A 19027-nucleotide genomic window follows, 5' to 3' on the forward strand; every position below is an offset into this window, starting at 1 on the left:
AGACAGGGCCAGAGCGCTGTGCTGGAGCGGTTGCGTCACGAGATCCAGTTGGTCGGCAACAGCCCGCTGACCGTGCTGGTCACGGGTGAAACCGGGGTTGGCAAAGAGCTGGTCGCCGAAGCCATTCACCTGCATTCACCCAGGGCGTACAAACCGCTGATCAGTCTCAATTGCGCAGCACTGCCGGAGACACTGGTGGAAAGCGAGCTGTTCGGCCACGTCAGGGGCGCGTTCTCCGGCGCAGTGAATGGCCGCAGCGGCAAGTTCGAACTGGCCGACGGCGGCACACTGTTCCTAGACGAAGTGGGCGAGCTGCCCCTTGCCGTGCAATCCAAACTGTTGCGAGTGCTGCAAAGCGGCCAATTGCAGCGCGTCGGCTCCGACCAGGAGCATCGGGTGGACGTGCGCATCATCGCAGCCACCAATCGCAACCTGGCTGAAGAGGTCCGCAGCGGCAGGTTTCGCGCCGATCTGTATCACCGGCTGAGTGTCTACCCGCTGCAGGTGCCTGCCTTGCGCGAGCGCGGCCGCGACGTGTTGTTGCTGGCCGGATATTTTCTGGAGGAAAACCGGCTGCGCATGGGCTTGCGCGGCTTGCGCCTGAACCCAGAGGCGCAGCGGTTGCTGCTGGCGCACCGTTGGCCGGGCAATGTCAGAGAGCTGGAACACCTGATCAGCCGTGCCGTCCTCAAAGCCCTTTCGGTTCACGCGCAACGGCCGCGCATTCTGACCATCGAACCTCAAGCGCTGGGGCTTGACGGGCCTGTCGAAAGAATGGACTCATCGGCGCTCGCACCGGCTGTTTCATCGCCGATTCACGGGCAAGGGCTCAAGGCGGCGGTGGATGCCTATCAACGCGAATTGATTGCCGATTCGCTTCAACGGCATCAGGGAAGATGGACCGAAGTCGCCCGCGAGTTATCGGTGGATCGCGCCAATTTAAACCGTCTTTCTAAACGCCTGGGGATTCGTTGATATATCCCTGACACTGTTCGTTGGTCGCCGATATTAAAAAAAGAGTGAATTTTTTCATAATGACTTGGGTCACCTATCACTCAAGCCACCACTGAAAAAGGATCAGGCTTTCAATGGCACTGCCTAAGCACTATCGCATTGATTACCTATTGAACGGCTCTTTCAAGAGTTTCTACATACGAACGGAACGTATGGATAACGTCGAGGCCTGGCATTACGCAAGTGTCGACGCAGGTCTTGCACGCATCCCCAAATACCGGCTGGAAAAGGTGCCTCGGGTATCCAAGCCGTACGCCGAACATTTCGGTGTGACGGACGTGGAGTGGGCTCAGGCCTGATCCCACTCGTTGTCCGCTTTAGTCTGGCCGGCTAGCGGTGAGCAATATTTTCCAGCGCCAGATTACGGGTGCGCGGCCCGAAGCTGCTGATGGTAACGATCACGATCAGCATGCTGCTGACGATGAACGCCAGCACGCCGGGCGTCCCGAAATGCTCGAGAAAAATGCCGATCAGCAAGCTGCTGAACACCGTCGACAGACGGCTGAACGAATAGCAGAACCCGACTGCGCGCGCGCGAATATTGGTCGGGAACAGCTCCCCTTGGTATGAATGGTAAGCAAAGCTTAACCAGGCATTACAGAACGTGATCATGACGCCGCAGACGATCAGGCCGATGGCGCTGGTCTGAAAGGCGAACAGCGTGCCAAAGATCATCGACCCCATGGCTGAACCTACGATCTGCCATTTGTTTTCGAACCGATTGGCAAACTTGACGAACAACAGCGGACCCAGCGGATACGCCAGCGTGATTACGAAGGCGTAGCTCAGGCTGTGGGTCACGCTCACGCCTTGGCCCGACAACAGCGCGGGCAGCCAGTTGCCGAAGCCAAAAAAGCCGATGGCCTGAAAGATGTGGAACGCAATCAGCATCAAGGCGCGGCGGCGATAAGGTGGTTGCCACATGTCGGCGAAGCGGCCTTCGCCCTCGACCTTCACGTTCTGTGGCTCGGGCTCATCCAGCGGCTTCTGGTGGTCCTTCAGGCAGCGTGCTTCGATGTTTTCCACAATACGCTCGGCTTCTTCGAACCGTTGCTGCTGTGCCAGCCAGCGTGGCGACTCGGGCAATGCCGAACGCAGCCACCAGACGAACACTGCGAACACCGCACTGCTGATCACCACCCAGCGCCAGCCCGAGTAGCCAAACGGTGCCTGCGGTACCAACCACCACGACATCAGCGCCACACTGGGCACCGCCAGAAACTGAATCGCGAAGGCAAACGCGAAGGCTGAGGTGCGCATGCGCTTGGGGACCAGCTCCGACAGATAGGTGTCAATCGTCACCAGTTCCACGCCCAGGCCGATACCGACCAGAAACCGCATGCCGATGACGCCCATTGCCGAGATTTGCAGCCCCATCAACACGGTGAACAGGGTGTACCAGATCAGTGCGCAGGTGAAGATGGCGCGCCGTCCGAAGCGATCAGCCAGCGGGCTGACGAGACTGGCACCGAAGAACAGACCGAGGAACGTTGCCGAGGCAAACGCAGCCTGATCGGAAAAGCCGAAAAGCCCTTGGGCGCCCGTCGCGAAAATGCCGTCCTTGAGCAGCCCTGGGCTGATGTAGGCAGTCTGGAACAAATCATAGAGTTCAAAGAAGCCCCCCATCGACAGCAGCGCGACCAGTTTCCAGATCGTCGCGACGGCGGGCAGCCGATCCATCCGCGCCGAGATAAGCGCGGCGCGATGCGGATCGACGTTGGGATCAGTGGTTGAAGTAGAGGAGGCCATTGGCAGACTGTCCGACAGTATGGGAGAACGCCATCGTACGCGTTTTACATTCTGCAATACTTGCTAAATAAGGCTATTTAAGACGGTTAATGAGTGATTTATTGCTCATAAAAAAGATTAATTGGTTAAATATGAAGACTGCATGACGATTTTTTTAAACAGGCCACTCAACGCTTTTAACCTTCAAATGCATGATCAGTAGCATATGAAAGGCTGTTTTCGACCTCTGATGTATCAAGATATGTCGCCAAACCCCAGGCCAAACCTTAGGATAGCCTCCTTCGTTTTCCAGCTTTCGGGTTCCCGTGACATACAAATTGCCCACCACTGCGACTGCGCCTTTCTGCCCCTCCGCTACCAGTGACAGCGTTGCCATCCCGGCCAATGCGCCGCTGCTGCGCAAACTGATGCTGTTCATCGGACCCGGTTTATTGGTGTCGATCGGCTACATGGATCCCGGCAACTGGGCGACCGCCATCGAAGCGGGGTCGCGCTTCGGCTATTCACTGCTGTTCGTGGTGGTGTTGGCCAGCCTGTCGGGCATGGTGTTGCAGAACCTGTGTTCGCGGCTGGGTATCGCCACTGGCCGCGATCTGGCTCAGTTGTCGGCCGCCCGCTACAGCCGCAATGTTGCGAAAGGGCAGTGGCTGTTGGCCGAGCTGTCGATCATCGCCACCGACCTGGCCGAAGTCCTGGGCGCGGCGCTGGCGTTTCATCTGCTGTTGGGCGTGTCGATCACCACCGGCGTCGCCCTTACAGCCTTTGACACCCTGATCGTGCTGGCTTTGCAGGGGGCCAATTTTCGGCGTCTCGAAGCCATCGTGCTGGGGCTGATCGCAACCATCGCCGCGTGCTTTGCCGTCGAACTGATTCTGATCAAACCGTTCTGGCCGGATGTTGCCGCTGGCCTCAAACCGAGCTGGGATGTGCTGAGCAGCCAGGAGCCTCTGTACATCGCCATCGGTATTCTGGGCGCCACGGTGATGCCGCATAACCTGTACCTGCACTCTTCGATTGTGCAGACGCGGGTCAATGGTTCAGATCAGGCGAGCAAGGCGACCGCCATTCGTTTCGCACGGCTGGACACCATCGGCTCGTTGAGCCTTGCCCTGCTGATCAACGCGTCGATCCTGATACTCGCCGCTGCGGCGTTTCACAAGACCGGTCATACGGAGGTCGTGGAGATTCAGGACGCGTACCACCTGCTCGATCCGCTGGTGGGCGGTGCCATCGCCAGTGTGCTGTTCGGCATTGCCTTGCTGGCTGCCGGGCAGAGTTCGACCTTCACCGGCACCATCGCCGGGCAAGTGGTGCTCGAGGGCTTTTTGCAAGCGAAGATTCCGTGCTGGCAACGACGCCTGATCACCCGGGCGCTGGCATTGATTCCGGCGCTCATTGGCGTGGTCTGGCTGGGCGACAGTTCAGTCGGTCAGATGCTGGTGCTCAGTCAGGTGGTCTTGAGCCTGCAATTGCCATTCGCGCTGTGGCCACTGATTCGCTTCACAAGTGACAAAGGTTTAATGGGGCCATTCGTCAACAGCCGACGGGTGCAAATCGCGGCCTGGAGTCTGTTTGGCCTGATCTCCGCTGCCAACGTCACGCTATTGTGGTTCTGGATCCGCTGAACTTAGGAAGACACTGACGGCTCTCAATCCTGACATTCCGGTCTGCCGTAAAGGATTCCCGACATGACAACGAACCAGACGCTGGAAAAGGGCAAGGTATTCGAAACCGACTTGCCCGCTCGACTGGATCGGTTGCCGTGGGGGCGGTTTCACACCTTTTTGGTGATAGCGCTGGGGATCACCTGGCTGCTCGATGGCCTTGAAGTGACGTTGGCAGGTTCAGTGGCCGGTGCCCTGAAAGCCAGCCCGGCCCTGAATTTGAGCAACAGCCAGATTGGTCTTGCCGGTGCGGTGTACATCGCCGGTGCGGTGTTGGGCGCATTGTTCTTTGGCTGGCTCACGGATCGCCTCGGACGGCGAAAACTGTTCTTCATTACCCTGGCGCTGTACATCAGTGCGACGTTTGCCACGGCGTTCTCGTTCAACGTCTGGAGTTTCATGCTGTTCCGGTTTCTGACCGGCATGGGCATCGGCGGCGAATACACGGCCATCAATTCGACCATTCAGGAGTTCACGCCGGCGCGGTATCGTGGCTGGGTGGACCTGACCATCAACGGCACCTTCTGGCTGGGTGCCGCCCTGGGGGCTGTTGGCTCCATCGTCTTGCTGGATCCCCAATGGGTGGGCGCTGAACTGGGCTGGCGTCTGTGTTTTGGCATCGGTGCGGTGTTGGGCCTGTTTATTTTGCTGATGCGCCTGTGGCTGCCGGAAAGCCCGCGCTGGTTGATGATCCACGGGCGTTCGGAAGAGGCCCGCAAGATCGTCGAGCAGATCGAAACCGACATGCAACGCCAAGGGCACGTGTTGCCTCCCGTCGAAGGCAAACCCTTACGATTGCACGCACGCGACCACACCCCCTTGGGCGAGATCTTTCACACGTTGTTCGTGTCTTTCCGCCAACGCTCGCTGGTGGGGCTCACGCTGCTAACCGCCCAGGCGTTTTTCTATAACGCGATCTTTTTCACTTACGCGCTGGTGCTGACCGATTTCTACGACGTACCTTCCGAGCGCGTGGGCTGGTATGTGCTGCCTTTGGCACTGGGTAATTTCTGTGGGCCGTTGTTGCTTGGCCGGTTGTTCGACGTCGTGGGTCGACGCGTCATGATCAGCCTGACGTACGGCGTGTCCGGGGTTCTGTTGGCGATCAGTGGCTACCTGTTCCAGCAAGGCCTGCTAGGCGTCACCCAGCAGGCGATTGCCTGGATGGTGATTTTCTTCTTCGCCTCGGCCGCTGCCAGTTCCGCCTACCTGACCGTAGCCGAAACCTTTCCGCTGGAGATCCGCGCACTGGCCATTGCCGTGTTTTATGCATTCGGTACGGGGTTGGGCGGGATTATCGGCCCGACGCTGTTTGGCGAGCTGATCGAAACACATGACCGCAGCAACGTGCTGATCGGTTACCTGATCGGGGCGGGGTTGATGCTGCTGGCGGCGTTCGTACAGTCGATCTGGGGCGCGGCGGCAGAACGCAAATCGCTGGAGGAGGTGGCACGGCCGTTGTCGCAGGCGCAGGATGCCTAGCTGCTGAAAACGCCGCGCAGGCCTACCACTGACGCTGTCAGGCCTTGAATCTGCTCGCTGACCGCAAGGGCCTCGCACGACCGGGCGTTGTTTTGCAGGTACGCCAGATGCCCGGACATGTTGCGCGATACGCGCTCGAGGTCGTCAGCCGTACGCTGAACATAAGCCTGAATGTCTTTTAGATGCTCGATGTGCACGAATGCTGTCCTGTTGGGCGCATCCGAGCGCACTGCTTAAAGAGGGTTCATAAACCCGCTGATTGTGTATCGGCGTTGATCGCGATTTGCTTGAGGCCTGCCCGAAAATAAAAGGGCACCTCTTACTCGTCGTCCTCATCGTCCTGTTCCGCGTCGTGCTCACTGTACGAATCCAGCAGCTCTGCCAGCGCCAGGGTGCGTTTCAGCCCGCTCATACTGGACATGATTTCGGCCACTGCCTGAGTGGCAGCAGCCCTGGCGGCTTCGCGTTCTGCAGCAGTGTTATTGGGCGTGGCATCCTGCGCCGCTTCAATAATCGACTGTTCAAAGGTATCCATGTTGCTCGCTCTCGATAATCAGCCGTCTGTGATACAGACAATGACCCCGGGTTTCAAGACCCATCAGTCCCCTTCATAAGGGAAGTCTTGCAACGTCTGCGTCAAGGCGACTTCCTGCGGCCCTTGCAGGTCGTCCAGCGCCCAGCAGCCGTTGGGGTTTTTGACCAGCCGCAAGCGTGAGGTCTGAGTCGCAGGCGCTTGTTGCGGAGCGTCCCTGTAACCCAGCAGGTAAGTCATCTCGACCACCGCCTGCTTGTCTTCGCTGGACACCTGCTTCCAGTCGATGGGCTTCTGCACGTCGCCGTCCTGCGCGTCGGTCCAGGGGTTGGCAGTGATGGCGCATTGATCTGAGCCCGGACCCTGGCATGTCCAGTCTCTTTTAAGCAGGCTCAGCATCGGTTTCGACAGGTAGTCCGCCGAGCCTTTGCCGTTGATGTAGAAGTCCTGATGTTTTTCATAAATCCATTTCGCCGTGTCGGCCGGTGTCGCGGCAGGGCAGGCGGCCTGAGCGGTGGAAGAGAGCAGGCAGGCAATAGCGATCGCAAGAGGTCGGGACATGTAGCAGGCTCGCAGTCTGATAGGGATGATTGCATCTTGATGACACCGCATTTGTAGTCCAACCCGTCTAAAAAGCAATTGTTTTAAGCCCTTGCCGACGGCTTCATCGCCGCTGGCGCATGAAAGGGTAATTTCCTTCAATACACCTGTGTGCCTGCCTACTTACCTTGAGCCGGTCTTTTTCGATCGTTTCAAGGAGTGTTTCATGAGTCTTTTCATGTCAATGGCAGCCTTTGCACTGGCGTCTTCCATCACGCCGGGACCTGTGAACATCGTGGCGTTGAGCACCAGCGCGCGTTTTGGCTTCAGGCCGGGCATGCGCCATGTGTTGGGGGCAACACTGGGCTTCACACTGTTGCTGGTGCTGATCGGTTTCGGCCTGCATGAAACCCTGCGCCAATGGCCGTTCATGACCCGGGTGATTCAGTGGGCGGGCGTGGCATTTCTGTTGTATATGGCGCTGCGGCTGGCGCTGGACGACGGGCAGTTGAGTGTTGCCCAGCAGGCACGACCTTCGTCGATGCTCAATGGCGCGATCATGCAGTGGCTCAACCCCAAGGCCTGGCTGGCCTCGATAGCCGGTATGGGCGTGTTCGTTGCCAACGGCGAGGCGCTGCTGATCGGCCAGTTCGCAGCCATCTATTTCGTCGTCTGCTATGCCTCGTTAGGCTGTTGGGCGTATGCAGGCAGCTTTTTGAGCCATCACCTGCGCAGCGCCAGCGGCATTCGGATGTTCAACCGACTGATGGCTTTGATGCTGGCGGGGTGCGCGCTGTATCTGATTGTATGAAACCGTGGTTTCAGAATCGGTATTGCCCCGGCGTTGCCGCGACGTGCTTCTTGAACTCGCGCTGGAAATGCGCCTGATCGGCAAAGCCGGTGTCCTGCGCGACATCGGCGATCTGTCGCCCCTCGCGCAGTTGCACGCGGGCCTGTTGAATACGACGGTTGAGCAGGTAGGCGTGAGGCGTCATGTGGTAGCGCTGCTCGAAAGAGCGGATCAGGTAGGACGCCGACAGATTCGCCGCTTCGCAGATGTCGGACAGTTTGATCGCCTGGGTGAAGTGCTCGTTGATGTACTCGGCTGCGCGATTCACGCGGGGCGACGGTTTATCAGGGACTGTGGACTGACCACCCAGCGTTGAGTGCATGAGTGCGAAAAACGACACCGCTGCACAGTGTTTCTGCAAGGTGTCGGTTTGCGTATCCACCAACGTGCGATACAGCGCCGTCAGTGCCTCGAACAAAGCGGGATCGCGGCTGTGGGTCGGCGTCAGGCGTTGGAAAGCAGCGCCTGCGGCTTCGCCCTGGATTGCGCCCAGCCACGCGCTGTCCACATACAGCATCCGATACGACCAAGGCTGATCCTGAATCGGGTTGCAGGCATGTACATCGCCCGGATTCATCAGCACCACGGTGCCTGCCATCACGGGTTGAGCTGTCTTTTCGTGCAGGTAGGTGCTTTGCCCGCCGGTGATGGCACCGATGGAAAAGACCTCGTGGGAGTGACGTGCGTAACACACCTGGCGGCCATCCTGCACCGAACGCGCTTCGATGAACGGCAAACGGTCATCTCGCCAGAAAAACGGCATGGCGTTGTATGGAGCGTCAGGAGGGGTGGTCATGGCGGTGTCCCTTCGGCCGGTGCAGTTGTCAGCGTCAGAAGGGTAGCGTATTGCGCTCGAAGATGGCCAACGAGCCCGATGAAGCGGGAGCGAGCGGTGCAGCGCTCCCGCACATGCGGTTATTTCTTGATCGGTACGATGTCTACGATCTGTCCATTGACCTTCTGGAATCGCACGTACTTGTCATTGATCTGCACCCACTCACTTTCCTTGGCAGGCTCTTCCAGACCCTTGGCTTTCCAGTCTTTAATGCTGGAGTCGCTGCGGCGATATTTCTCAGGCACGCGTGAGCCCATTTCCAGCTCATGGGTGTTGTCCTTGGATTCCGCGACCTTGGGCTCCGGCGCCTCTGCTGCGTGAACGGGCAAGGTGGCGACCGAGAAGCAGCCGAGCAAGGTCATGCAGGCGATCAACGATTTGCTTTTCATGTAAAGACTCCCAGTCTTTGTCGTAATGCGATGGCTTTATGCCTCGTAAAGACTGGGACCTTCACCGGTGAAAATCATTCGATCAGGTTTTCCCGCGTCAGCTTTTCAGGGCTTCGGCGATGGTTACGGACAGTGGTGTAGTCGGGCGGCCAATAAGGCGGCTCAACTGGCGCGTATCATCGAACAGTGCGCCCTTGGCGGCTGCGGCGTCCGAGTCGGCAAGCAGATCGGCGTAGACAGCGGGCAGACCTGCCGTCACCAGCGCTGCTTCAAAGTCGGCTTGCGGAAGATTCACGTAAGGAATGGGCTTGCCGCTCTGCCTGGACAGTTCATTCGCGAAATCGGGCAACGTGTATGACTCATCACCTGCCAGTTCGTAAACACGGCCTGACTGATCCTCCCCGGAGGTCAGTACGGCCACTGCCGCCTGAGCGTAATCGATGCGCCCGGCCGAACTGATGCGCCCTTGGTCCGCGCTGCCGATGAACGCATCATGGGCCAGCGCGCCCGGGATGGAGGCGGCGTAGTTCTCGGTGTACCAGCCATTGCGCAGCAAGGCGAACGGCACGCCGCTGGCGCGCAGGTAGGCTTCGGTTTCGACGTGTTCGTCGGCAAGCCCGAGCTGCGAGCTGTCCGCACGCAAAATGCTGGTGTAAGCAAGCAGTTTGACGCAGGCCCGTTTGGCTGCATCGATCACGGCACGGTGCTGGGGATAGCGCTGGCCTATTTCGTTCGATGAGATCAGCAGCACTTTATCGGCACCGGCGAACGCGCTGTCCAGGGTGGCGGGTTGCGAATAATCGCCCTTGCGAACATGCACGCCCAGCGCCGCGAGGTCGGCGGCCTTTTCCGGGCTGCGCACCGCTGCAACGATTTCTGTCGCGGGGACGGTTTCGAGCAGTTGTTGAATGACGAGACGACCCAACTGGCCGCTGGCAGCAGTGACGACGATCATGCAGAGGATCCTTGTATTGGTGTGAAAGAAAGCCGAGCATAGGCGTTGTGCTTACCTTTCGTAAGTACGTACAAAAAGGTAAGTGCCATGATCAAGTCAGACGCCTCAGCAGCGCCCAGTGCCGGCGAGTCCATGCTGGCCACTATTCGTCAGGGGCATGTCCTCGCCAGTGAGTGTCCTTCCCGAATCATCCTTAACCATGTGTGCGGCCGCTGGGGTGTGCTGGTGCTGATCGTATTGCGCGGCGGCATGCATCGGTTCAGCGAAGTGCGGCGCAAGATCGGCGGCGTCAGCGAGAAAATGCTCTCGCAGACGCTGCAACAGTTGGAGCACGACGGGTTCGTGCATCGCAAGGCGTTGCCCGTGGTGCCGCCACACGTCGAGTACCGGCTGACGTCAATGGGAGAAGAGGTGGCGCTGCAGGTCGAAACGCTGGCCGTCTGGGTCGAAACGAATCTGCCACGGATCATGCAGGCGCGCGCAACGTCGGAGCAGGCTCGTGACGAGGCTCAAGCGGAGTCTGCCTGACCGTTTGCTGACAGATTTTTCATTGAGCGATTGTCGGCTCGGGCCCCCTGCAATCGCGAGTTCTTGGTATGGTGCGCGCCGAAATATTTATTTACATGTTGGCTGTATCGTCACTTTCATCGAGAAGCTGTAGAAATGCCCGAACCGATCCCCCTTAAAGACCACGAAAAAGAGACGCGGCTTGTCAACCAGCGCCTGATCGCCTGTGCCATTCTGGTCGCCGTGCTGGCGGGCTGCCTGATCGCGCGAATGTACTTCCTGCAGGTCACCGAATTCGACTATCACTCGACCATTTCTGAAAACAACCGGGTTCACGTGTTGCCGATCCCGCCCGAGCGCGGCCTTATCTTCGACCGCAACGGCGAGGTCCTGGCCGACAACCGCCCCAGCTTCAACCTGACCCTGACCCGCGAGCGCGCCGGTGACTGGCACAAGGTCATTGATGAGCTGATGACTCTGCTGGCCTTGCCCGATGAAGACCGCATTCTGTTCGATAAGGAACTCAAGCAGGTTCGCCATCCTTTTGAACCCGCGACACTGTTGTACGAGTTGACCGAAGAGCAGATTGCCGTGCTGGCAGTCAATCAGTACCTGTTGCCAGGGGTCGATGTGGCGGCGCAGTTTGTGCGTCACTACCCGCTGGGCGACCACTTTGCCCACTCCATCGGCTACGTCGGGCGCATCAACGAGAAAGAAGCCTCGCAACTGGACAACGAGTATCGCGGCACGCAATCGATCGGCAAGACCGGCATCGAGCGGTTCTACGAGTCCGAGCTGCACGGGCATGTGGGCTACGAAGAAGTCGAAACCAATGCGCAGGGCCGTGTGCTACGGGTGCTCAAACACACCGACCCGGTGCCCGGCAAGAACATCACCCTGAGCCTGGACGTACATCTGCAAGAGGCTGCCGAGAAGGCGCTGGGTGATCGTCGCGGATCGGTAGTGGCGCTGGACCCGGAAACAGGCGAGGTGCTGGCAATGGTGAGCAAGCCCAGCTTCGACCCCAACCTGTTCGTGACCGGTATCAGCTTCAAGCAATACGCCGCGCTGCGCGATTCCATCGACCGGCCGCTGTTCAACCGCGTGCTGCGCGGGCTTTACGCGCCGGGCTCGACGGTCAAGCCGGAAGTGGCGATTGCCGGGCTGGACAGTGGCGTGGTCAATGCCTCGACCAAGGTGTTCGACCCCGGTTATTTCCAATTGCCGGACTTCGACCACAAGTACCGGAACTGGAACCACAGCGGCGACGGCTGGGTGGACATGGACACGGCAATCATGCGGTCCAACGACACCTACTTCTATACGTTGGCGCACAAGCTGGGCATCGACCGTTTGCACGACTACATGACCATGTTCGGCATCGGTCAGAAAGTCTCGCTGGACATGTTTGAAGAGTCCGCGGGCCTGATGCCGTCCCGAGAATGGAAACGCGCCACGCGGCGTCAGGCCTGGTTCCCCGGCGAAACGGTCATTCTCGGTATCGGCCAGGGCTACATGCAAGTGACGCCGCTGCAACTGGCGCAGGCTACCTCGCTGATCGCCAGTAAAGGCGTCTGGCACCGCCCGCACCTGGCGATGGACGTGGGCCATGTGGCGCCGGTGGACGAACACCCGATGCCCAACATCGTGCTGCACGACCCGCGTGAGTGGGAGCAGGTCAACGAAGGCATGCAGATGGTCATGCACGACCCGCGTGGCATTGCGCGGGATGCGGCCAAAGGCGCGCAATACCGCATCGCGGGCAAGAGCGGTACGGCGCAGGTCGTCGCGATCAAGCAGGGCGAGCGTTACAACCGCCTGAAAACACTGGAGCGCAACCGGGACAATGCCCTGTTCGTCGGCTTCGCTCCGGCAGAGCATCCGAAGATCGTCGTCTCGGTGACCATCGAGAACGGCGAAGCGGGCGGTCGCGTAGCGGGGCCTGTGGTGCGCGAAATCCTCGACGCGTGGCTGCTGGACAACGACGGCAAGCTCAAACCGCAATACGCCACGCCGACCAAGGCAACGGGCAACCCGCACGCCTGATCGTGCCTCCACACTGATCATGCCCACCGCTCCGCGTGGGCATGCATCCCGTGACGCTCTGCGCCACAAAAGGCACAGACTGCGGATCGAGTGAACCTTGCGCTCGGCTTCATCTATCTCCGGTTTTCCAATCTGAACACCCTGCAGTTTCCCGGAACTGTCGAGCGCGCATCAGGTCGACCACAACAGGCGCAGCAGAGCGCTGCGCCTGTTTCTTCCAGTATGGAAGCTGAACCCCTTTGCCTCGACAAGGAACCCCGCATGTCCAAGACCATTGCCGACCATCTTGCGCAAACCCTCGCAGCGGCAGGTGTTTCTCACATCTGGGGCGTTTCCGGTGACAGCCTCAACGGCCTGACCGACAGCCTGGAACGCATCGACTCGATTCGCTGGATGCACACCCGCCATGAAGAAGTTGCCGCCTTTGCCGCAGGCGCTCAAGCGGCCAGCAGCGGCAAGCTGGCCGTGTGTGCCGGCAGTTGCGGACCGGGCAACCTGCACCTCATCAACGGCCTGTACGACTGCCATCGCAATCGCGTGCCGGTTCTCGCCATCGCTGCGCACATCCCGTCCTCGGAAATCGGCCTGGATTATTTCCAGGAGACTCATCCGCAGGAGTTGTTCAAGGAGTGCAGCCATTTCGTCGAGCTGGTCAGCAATCCCGAGCAGTTCCCGCGTGTGCTGGAGCGTGCGATGCGCGCCGCGATCAGCCAGAAGGGTGTGGCGGTGATCGTGCTGCCAGGCGATGTCGCACTCAGCGCAGCGCCCGACGTTCCGGCCAAATGGGTCGAGCCCACGCCGCCAACGGTCGTGCCGGCTGAAACCGATTTACAGGCGATGGTCGAGCTGCTCAACGATTCAAAAGCCACGACCCTGCTGTGCGGTGCCGGCTGTGCGGGTGCTCACGAACAGGTCGTCGCGCTGGCCGAAAAGCTCGGCGCTCCGATCGTTCATGCCCTGCGCGGCAAGCAGCATGTCGAGTACGACAACCCGTTCGACGTCGGCATGACCGGCCTGATCGGCTTCAGCTCCGGCTACCACGCCATGCTGTCCTGCGACACGCTGGTGATCCTGGGCAGCAGCTTTCCGTACCGAAACTTCTATCCGGAGAAGGCCAAGGTCATCCAGATCGACCTGGACCCGACCCAGCTTGGCCGCCGCACGCCGGTGACGCTGGGGCTGACTGGCGGCGTGCGGGAAACCCTCGACGCGCTGCTGCCCAAGCTCAAACCCCATTCGGACCGCCGCTTCCTCGACAAAGCCCTCAAGCACTACGCCAAGGCCCGCGAGGAACTGGACGAACTGGCCACGCCGACGCCTGCCGACACGCCGATCCACCCGCAGTACCTGACGCGCCTGATCGACGAACAGGCCGACGCTGACGCCATCTTCACCGTTGATGTCGGCACGCCGACACTGTGGGCGGCGCGCTACCTGCACATGAACGGCCAGCGCAGCCTGTTGGGCTCGTTCAACCACGGCTCGATGGCCAACGCACTGCCCCAGGCACTGGGCGCCAAGGCCGAACACCCTGATCGCCAGGTGGTTGCGCTGTGCGGCGACGGTGGCTTGTCGATGCTGATGGGCGACCTGCTGAGCATTCGTCAGCTCAACCTACCGATCAAAATGGTCGTGTTCAACAACAGCTCATTGGGCTTCGTTGACATGGAAATGAAAGCCGCTGGCTACGTGCCCCACGGCACCGATTTCCACGAAACCAATTTCGCCGGCGTCGCGCTGGGCGCCGGTATCCTGGGCCTGCGCGTACAAAGCGCTGAAGAACTGCCCGGTGCGCTGCGCAAGGCCTTCGACCATCCTGGTCCCGTGCTGATTGACGTGGTGACCGCCAAACAGGAACTGGGCATTCCGCCAAAGATCAAACTCGCCCAGGCCAAAGGCTTCAGCCTGTACATGATGCGCGCCGTATTCAGCGGCCGTGGCAGCGAAGTGCTGGAACTGGCCAAAACCAACCTGCGTTAATCACACAAGGGCAGGGGCTCGTCAGGCCGGTCGGCGGGGTGATTGACCCCGTCACTGGTCTGCACCGGCCCCAGATCGAACGGGTTCACTCCTTCCAGGCACGCGACGTTGTAACCGAATTCGTGCGGATTGGACCGTCGCCGATGGTGCGTATAAACCCCGCATCGGCCACAGAAATAATGCTCGGCCGTGCGGCTGTTGAACTGGTACAGCTTGAGCACCGTCTGGCCGTGAATCACGCGGACACCGTCTTCGGCCACCGTCGCAACGATGGCACCTCGCCGCCGGCATAGCGAACAGTCGCAGCGTCGGGGGGCTACGATGCCGTCCGGCAAATCCAGCTCCAGCACGACCGCGCCGCAATGGCAGGATGCGATGTGGACGGGTTTGATCTCGGTTGGGCCGACTGATTTGATCATGGAGATCCCTCCTTGTTGTGTATTGAGGTTACCCCGCAAGCATTGTTTTACTGACACCTTTGGTCAGGCAAATGACCCGTCGACGCCTATCAAGGACTGCGCCAATCATTCAGGGAATGTGATCACCTCCTCGGCGACATCGGCCCGTAGGAGCGGACTTGTCCGCGAAAAGACCCGTAGCGCTATTCGCGGACAAGTCCGCTCCCGCGAATAATGTTCTTCAGGGTGGGCGAGTTGTTCGATAAGACGCGGACGGCGATTCGATCCTCAAGCTTCCACTCAGCACACCCATACAATCCTCCCGCCCCACATTCGTGCCTACTGACGTCAAAGCCTCGCCTCGCAGGCACCTTGATCATCAGCCCACGGAATCCTTCTCATGAATCGCAACGACCTGCGCCGCGTCGACCTCAATCTGCTGGTGATTTTTGAAGCGTTGATGTTTGAGCGCAATCTCACCCGTGTGGCGGAAAAGCTGTTCATCGGCCAGCCCGCCGTGAGTGCGGCGCTGGGTCGGTTGCGTGATTTGTTCGATGACCAATTGCTGCTGCGCAACGGGCGGGCGATGGAGCCGACGATGCGTGCGCTGGATATCCTCAAGGAGATACGCCCGGCGCTGGACACCATTTCCGGGGCGGTGAGTCGGGCCAAGGAGTTCGATCCTTCGACCAGCAATGATGTATTCCGTATCGGCCTGTCCGATGACGCAGAGTTCGGCTTGCTGCCGCCGCTGCTCTCGCGTCTGCGGGAAGAGGCGCCGGGCATCATTGTGGTGAATCGTCGGGCCAACTATTTGTTGCTGCCTGCGCTGCTAGCCTCTGGTGAGATTTCGGTCGGGGTCAGTTACACCGTGGATCTGCCGGCCAATGCCAAGCGCAAGAAGCTGCGGGACATTGGCTGCAAGGTGATTCGCGGGGACTCGCGTCCTGAACCGTTGACGCTGGACGAGTACTGCGAGCGGCAGCACGCGATGGTGTCCTTCTCCGGTGATCTGAGCGGCAATATCGATCTGGATCTGGCACGCGTCGGACGCGCGCGCAGGGTGGTGTTGGCTGTACCCCAGTTTAATGGCCTTCGGGCGCTGCTGGCAGGCACCGAGTTGATCGCCACGGTGCCGGACTACGCGGCGTGTGCCCTGATTGAGGGCTGTCAGTTGCGTGCTGAAGAGCCGCCGTTTCCGATCGTGCCTGCCGAGCTGTCGATGGTCTGGAGCGGGGTTCACGACAACGACCCGGCCGAGCGCTGGTTGCGTGGACGTATTGCCGAGTACATGGCAGGGCCGCTGGACGTCAAAGCGCCACTGTAAACCGGGCAAAAAAACAAGACAGCACATACGTTCAATTTCTGACGCTGGTTTGACGGCAGTATCGTCGACATCCTGAGCCGTACAGATTCGACTGGCCAGGACCCGATTTCAATTTCTGTTTCTGGAGCCGCTGGCCATGTCCGATCCCATCCGTCTTGATACCGAAGCCCGTGTCGTCGGCAGTGCGGTCTTCAACGAGGTCGTCACCCTGGTGATCAAACACCGGGTCAAGACCGGGCAGGAGAGTGCCTACGAAAGCTGGCTGCGTCGCATCGTGACCATTGCCAGTGGCAAGCCCGGTCACCTGGGTGTCGATGTGATCCGCGCCAAGGAAGGCGGGCTGCAGATGTTCACCAGCGTGCTGCGTTTTCATTCGACGCAGGCCATGCAGGACTGGCTGGACTCCGACGAGCGAAAAAAGCTGGTGCAGGAAGCTGAGCCCATGCTCGCTGATGGCGACCAGACAGTGGTCAATCCGCACAACGAATTCTGGTTCACCCCGACCACCGAAGAAGGCAGTCCGCCGCCGCGCTGGAAGCAGGCGTGCGTGTCGTTCATGGTCATTCTGCCGCTGACGCTGTTCGTGCCCCTGTTCTGGGGACCGATTTTTGCCCGCGTCCCCTGGCTGTCCAGCTACTTCGTCAGCACCGCGCTGGTGACCATCACCATTGTGCTGCTGGTGGTGTACCTGATGATGCCGGCCGCGACCCGTCTGATGGCACCGTGGCTCAACGCATCCGCGAAAAAATCACAAGGGAAGTGATCCGATGACAGACGACAAAACCGATCTGCAACGACGTCGCTTCATTGCCAAAGGCTCGTTGCTGAGTGCTGCTGCGGCCATTCTTCCTTCCTTGTCTTTCTCCGGCCTCGCCGGTGCCTCTCAATCTTCCGCCAAAGGTGTAGCGATGAATGTCGAACTGATTCTGTTCAATGGTCAATTCCATACGGTTGACCGCGAAAAGCCCAAAGCCAGTGCTGTGGCGATTAGCGGCGGCCGGTTTGTCGCGGTGGGCAGTGATGCTGAAGTCATGGACATGCGCGGCAGTGCGACACAGGTGATCGACCTTAAAAAACGCACGGTAATCCCGGGCCTCAACGACTCTCACCTGCACCTGATTCGTGGCGGTCTGAACTACAACCTTGAACTGCGTTGGGAAGGCGTGCCGTCCGTGGTCGACGCGCTGCGCATGCTCAAGGATCAGGCGGATCGCACGCCGACGCCGCAATGGGTGCGTGTGGTGGGTGGCTGGAACGAATTCCAGTTCGCCGAAAAGCGCATGCCGACGCTTGAAGAGCTGAATCAGGCGGCGCCCGATACGCCGGTGTTCGTCCTGCATTTGTATGACCGTGCGTTGCTCAACCGCGCTGCGTTGCGCGTTGCAGGTTACACCCGCGACACGCCGAACCCGCCGGGTGGCGAGATCGTGCGTGATTCGCAGGGCAACCCGACCGGCATGCTGGTGGCCAAGCCTAACGCCATGATTCTGTATTCGACCCTCGCCAAGGGGCCGAAGCTGCCGCTGGAGTATCAGGTCAACTCGACGCGGCAGTTCATGCGTGAACTCAACCGTCTGGGCTTGACCAGCGCCATCGACGCCGGCGGCGGCTTCCAGAACTATCCCGATGATTACGCGGTGATCGAACAACTGGCGCGGGAAAAGCAGTTGACGGTGCGTATTGCCTACAATCTGTTCACCCAGAAACCCAAGGAAGAACTGGCCGACTTTAAGAACTGGACCAGCACCGTCAAGCTGCATCAGGGCGACGACTTCCTGCGGCACAACGGGGCAGGGGAGATGCTGACCTTCTCGGCCGCTGACTTCGAAGACTTCCTTGAGCCTCGCCCGGACCTGCCGCCTGGCATGGAGGGTGATCTGGAGCCTGTGGTGCGGCATCTGGTCGAGCACCGCTGGCCGTTTCGTCTGCACGCCACCTACGACGAATCCATCAGCCGCATGCTGGACGTGTTCGAGAAGGTCAACCGCGACATTCCGTTCAATGGCCTGCCGTGGTTCTTCGACCACTGCGAAACCATCACGCCGAAGAACATCGAGCGTGTTCGTGCGCTGGGCGGCGGTATCGCTATTCAGGACCGCATGGCGTTCCAGGGCGAGTATTTCGTCGAGCGCTACGGTGCCAAGGCGGCCGAAATGACGCCGCCGATCAAGCGCATGCTGTCCGAAGGCGTGCCGGTCGGTGCGGGCACCGATGCCACCCGAGTCTCCAGTTACAACCCGTGGACTTCGCTGTACTGGATGGTCAGCGGACGCACTGTCGGCGGTATGGAGCTGTATCCGGAAGGGCTGCCACGCGAGACGGCGCTGGAATTGTTCACCCACGGCAGCGCCTGGTTCTCGTCGGAGCAGGGCAAGAAAGGCCAGATCAAGGTTGGGCAACTGGCCGACGTAGTGGCGCTTTCGGCGGACTACTTCAGCGTTGAGCCTGAGGCCATCAAATGGATCGAATCGGTGCTGACGGTGGTTGACGGCAAGGTCGTTTATGGCAGCGGTGACTTCGAAGCGCTGGCGCCGCCAACCCTTCCGGTGCTGCCGGACTGGTCCCCGGTGGCCAAGGTCCCGGGCCATTGGCGTCCGACGTCGCCGATGGTTGCCCAGGTTCACCAGTGCAGCGGCCCTTGTGCCGTGCATTCCCACAGCCATGAGAAGGCCCGGCTTTCGAGCGCACCCGTCAGCGATTTCCAGGGTTTCTGGGGCGCGTTCGGCTGTTCCTGCTTCGCTTTCTGATCGAATTACCCA

Annotated in this window: 19 protein-coding genes; 11 read left to right on the plus strand and 8 right to left on the minus strand. The window is 59.9% G+C overall.

Annotated features, from left to right (window positions below; translation table 11 throughout):
* On the plus strand, positions 1–975 hold a 975-nt coding region (norR, locus tag ALP40_RS18605), incomplete at its 5' end, for a nitric oxide reductase transcriptional regulator NorR (protein WP_122209660.1).
* A 113-nt stretch (positions 976–1088) separates the two neighbouring features.
* Positions 1089–1313 (plus strand): DUF6555 family protein, encoded by a 225-nt coding sequence (locus tag ALP40_RS18610; protein WP_122209661.1) that lies wholly within the window; start codon positions 1089–1091, stop codon positions 1311–1313.
* A 31-nt stretch (positions 1314–1344) separates the two neighbouring features.
* On the opposite strand, the gene ALP40_RS18615 is transcribed toward ALP40_RS18610, so the two are convergent.
* The gene (locus tag ALP40_RS18615; protein WP_122209662.1) at positions 1345–2763 is read right to left on the minus strand and encodes an MFS transporter; all 1419 of its coding nucleotides are present in this window, start codon (positions 2761–2763) and stop codon (positions 1345–1347) included.
* Between the two features lie 317 nt (positions 2764–3080).
* Here ALP40_RS18615 and ALP40_RS18620 point away from each other — a divergent pair, with 317 nt between their 5' ends.
* Both ALP40_RS18620 and ALP40_RS18625 read left to right on the plus strand, forming a co-directional pair.
* A complete protein-coding gene (locus tag ALP40_RS18620; RefSeq protein WP_183136068.1) occupies positions 3081–4388 on the plus strand; it encodes an Nramp family divalent metal transporter in 1308 nt (435 codons plus the stop codon).
* 63 nt (positions 4389–4451) lie between these two features.
* Positions 4452–5909: an MFS transporter gene (locus ALP40_RS18625; protein ID WP_122209664.1), complete on the plus strand. Its 1458-nt coding sequence runs from the start codon at positions 4452–4454 to the stop codon at positions 5907–5909.
* Here ALP40_RS18625 and ALP40_RS18630 read toward each other — a convergent pair.
* The 3 genes from ALP40_RS18630 to ALP40_RS18640 form a co-directional block, all read right to left on the minus strand.
* On the minus strand, positions 5906–6106 hold the full coding sequence (locus ALP40_RS18630; protein WP_122209665.1) for a hypothetical protein: 201 nt from the start codon (positions 6104–6106) through the stop codon (positions 5906–5908). The two genes, ALP40_RS18625 and ALP40_RS18630, sit on opposite strands and share 4 nt — an antisense overlap.
* 122 nt (positions 6107–6228) lie before the next feature.
* Positions 6229–6444, minus strand: coding sequence for a hypothetical protein (locus ALP40_RS18635; RefSeq protein ID WP_122209666.1), 216 nt, complete (start codon positions 6442–6444; stop codon positions 6229–6231).
* Between the two features lie 63 nt (positions 6445–6507).
* A complete protein-coding gene (locus ALP40_RS18640) occupies positions 6508–7002 on the minus strand; it encodes a DUF3828 domain-containing protein (RefSeq protein WP_122209667.1) in 495 nt (164 codons plus the stop codon).
* 205 nt (positions 7003–7207) lie between these two features.
* Between ALP40_RS18640 and ALP40_RS18645 the strand changes: the two genes are divergently transcribed.
* Entirely contained in the window at positions 7208–7792 is a 585-nt protein-coding gene (locus ALP40_RS18645) for a LysE family translocator (protein WP_181115647.1), read from the plus strand.
* 10 nt (positions 7793–7802) lie between these two features.
* On the opposite strand, the gene ALP40_RS18650 is transcribed toward ALP40_RS18645, so the two are convergent.
* From ALP40_RS18650 to ALP40_RS18660, 3 genes are all read right to left on the minus strand, one after another.
* On the minus strand, positions 7803–8627 hold the full coding sequence (locus ALP40_RS18650) for an AraC family transcriptional regulator (protein ID WP_122209668.1): 825 nt from the start codon (positions 8625–8627) through the stop codon (positions 7803–7805).
* Positions 8628–8746: 119 nt separating this feature from the next.
* Entirely contained in the window at positions 8747–9055 is a 309-nt protein-coding gene (locus tag ALP40_RS18655; protein WP_122209669.1) for an RcnB family protein, read from the minus strand.
* A 97-nt stretch (positions 9056–9152) separates the two neighbouring features.
* Entirely contained in the window at positions 9153–10010 is an 858-nt protein-coding gene (locus tag ALP40_RS18660) for an SDR family oxidoreductase (protein ID WP_122209670.1), read from the minus strand.
* A gap of 87 nt (positions 10011–10097) precedes the next feature.
* Between ALP40_RS18660 and ALP40_RS18665 the strand changes: the two genes are divergently transcribed.
* The 3 genes from ALP40_RS18665 to poxB all read left to right on the plus strand — a co-directional run bounded on the left by ALP40_RS18665 (position 10098) and on the right by poxB (position 14543).
* A complete protein-coding gene (locus tag ALP40_RS18665) occupies positions 10098–10538 on the plus strand; it encodes a helix-turn-helix domain-containing protein (protein WP_122209671.1) in 441 nt (146 codons plus the stop codon).
* A gap of 135 nt (positions 10539–10673) precedes the next feature.
* Positions 10674–12563: a penicillin-binding protein 2 gene (mrdA, locus tag ALP40_RS18670; protein WP_122209672.1), complete on the plus strand. Its 1890-nt coding sequence runs from the start codon at positions 10674–10676 to the stop codon at positions 12561–12563.
* A 261-nt stretch (positions 12564–12824) separates the two neighbouring features.
* On the plus strand, positions 12825–14543 hold the full coding sequence (gene poxB / locus ALP40_RS18675; RefSeq protein WP_122209673.1) for a ubiquinone-dependent pyruvate dehydrogenase: 1719 nt from the start codon (positions 12825–12827) through the stop codon (positions 14541–14543).
* Here poxB and ALP40_RS18680 read toward each other — a convergent pair.
* The gene (locus ALP40_RS18680) at positions 14540–14962 is read right to left on the minus strand and encodes a GFA family protein (protein ID WP_122209674.1); all 423 of its coding nucleotides are present in this window, start codon (positions 14960–14962) and stop codon (positions 14540–14542) included. The two genes, poxB and ALP40_RS18680, sit on opposite strands and share 4 nt — an antisense overlap.
* Positions 14963–15341: 379 nt before the next feature.
* Between ALP40_RS18680 and ALP40_RS18685 the strand changes: the two genes are divergently transcribed.
* From ALP40_RS18685 to ALP40_RS18695, 3 genes are all read left to right on the plus strand, one after another.
* A complete protein-coding gene (locus ALP40_RS18685; RefSeq protein ID WP_122209675.1) occupies positions 15342–16268 on the plus strand; it encodes a LysR substrate-binding domain-containing protein in 927 nt (308 codons plus the stop codon).
* Between the two features lie 136 nt (positions 16269–16404).
* Positions 16405–17031 (plus strand): antibiotic biosynthesis monooxygenase, encoded by a 627-nt coding sequence (locus tag ALP40_RS18690; protein WP_122209676.1) that lies wholly within the window; start codon positions 16405–16407, stop codon positions 17029–17031.
* A gap of 145 nt (positions 17032–17176) precedes the next feature.
* A complete protein-coding gene (locus ALP40_RS18695; RefSeq protein ID WP_122209860.1) occupies positions 17177–19015 on the plus strand; it encodes an amidohydrolase in 1839 nt (612 codons plus the stop codon).
* Positions 19016–19027: the final 12 nt, after the last annotated feature.

The sequence above is a fragment of the Pseudomonas viridiflava genome (assembly GCF_003702045.1).
Classification (GTDB): Bacteria; Pseudomonadota; Gammaproteobacteria; order Pseudomonadales; family Pseudomonadaceae; genus Aquipseudomonas; species Aquipseudomonas viridiflava_C.

Coding starts and splice junctions, on each gene's coding strand:
- mrdA (WP_122209672.1), top strand. CDS start 10,674: ATGCCCGAACCGATCCCCCTTAAAGACCACGAAAAAGAGACGCGGCTT.
- ALP40_RS18685 (WP_122209675.1), top strand. CDS start 15,342: ATGAATCGCAACGACCTGCGCCGCGTCGACCTCAATCTGCTGGTGATT.
- ALP40_RS18640 (WP_122209667.1), bottom strand. CDS start 7,002: ATGTCCCGACCTCTTGCGATCGCTATTGCCTGCCTGCTCTCTTCCACC.
- ALP40_RS18610 (WP_122209661.1), top strand. CDS start 1,089: ATGGCACTGCCTAAGCACTATCGCATTGATTACCTATTGAACGGCTCT.
- ALP40_RS18635 (WP_122209666.1), bottom strand. CDS start 6,444: ATGGATACCTTTGAACAGTCGATTATTGAAGCGGCGCAGGATGCCACG.
- ALP40_RS18690 (WP_122209676.1), top strand. CDS start 16,405: ATGTCCGATCCCATCCGTCTTGATACCGAAGCCCGTGTCGTCGGCAGT.
- ALP40_RS18655 (WP_122209669.1), bottom strand. CDS start 9,055: ATGAAAAGCAAATCGTTGATCGCCTGCATGACCTTGCTCGGCTGCTTC.
- ALP40_RS18660 (WP_122209670.1), bottom strand. CDS start 10,010: ATGATCGTCGTCACTGCTGCCAGCGGCCAGTTGGGTCGTCTCGTCATT.
- ALP40_RS18645 (WP_181115647.1), top strand. CDS start 7,208: ATGAGTCTTTTCATGTCAATGGCAGCCTTTGCACTGGCGTCTTCCATC.
- ALP40_RS18615 (WP_122209662.1), bottom strand. CDS start 2,763: ATGGCCTCCTCTACTTCAACCACTGATCCCAACGTCGATCCGCATCGC.
- ALP40_RS18625 (WP_122209664.1), top strand. CDS start 4,452: ATGACAACGAACCAGACGCTGGAAAAGGGCAAGGTATTCGAAACCGAC.
- ALP40_RS18665 (WP_122209671.1), top strand. CDS start 10,098: ATGATCAAGTCAGACGCCTCAGCAGCGCCCAGTGCCGGCGAGTCCATG.
- ALP40_RS18650 (WP_122209668.1), bottom strand. CDS start 8,627: ATGACCACCCCTCCTGACGCTCCATACAACGCCATGCCGTTTTTCTGG.
- ALP40_RS18680 (WP_122209674.1), bottom strand. CDS start 14,962: ATGATCAAATCAGTCGGCCCAACCGAGATCAAACCCGTCCACATCGCA.
- ALP40_RS18695 (WP_122209860.1), top strand. CDS start 17,177: ATGAATGTCGAACTGATTCTGTTCAATGGTCAATTCCATACGGTTGAC.
- poxB (WP_122209673.1), top strand. CDS start 12,825: ATGTCCAAGACCATTGCCGACCATCTTGCGCAAACCCTCGCAGCGGCA.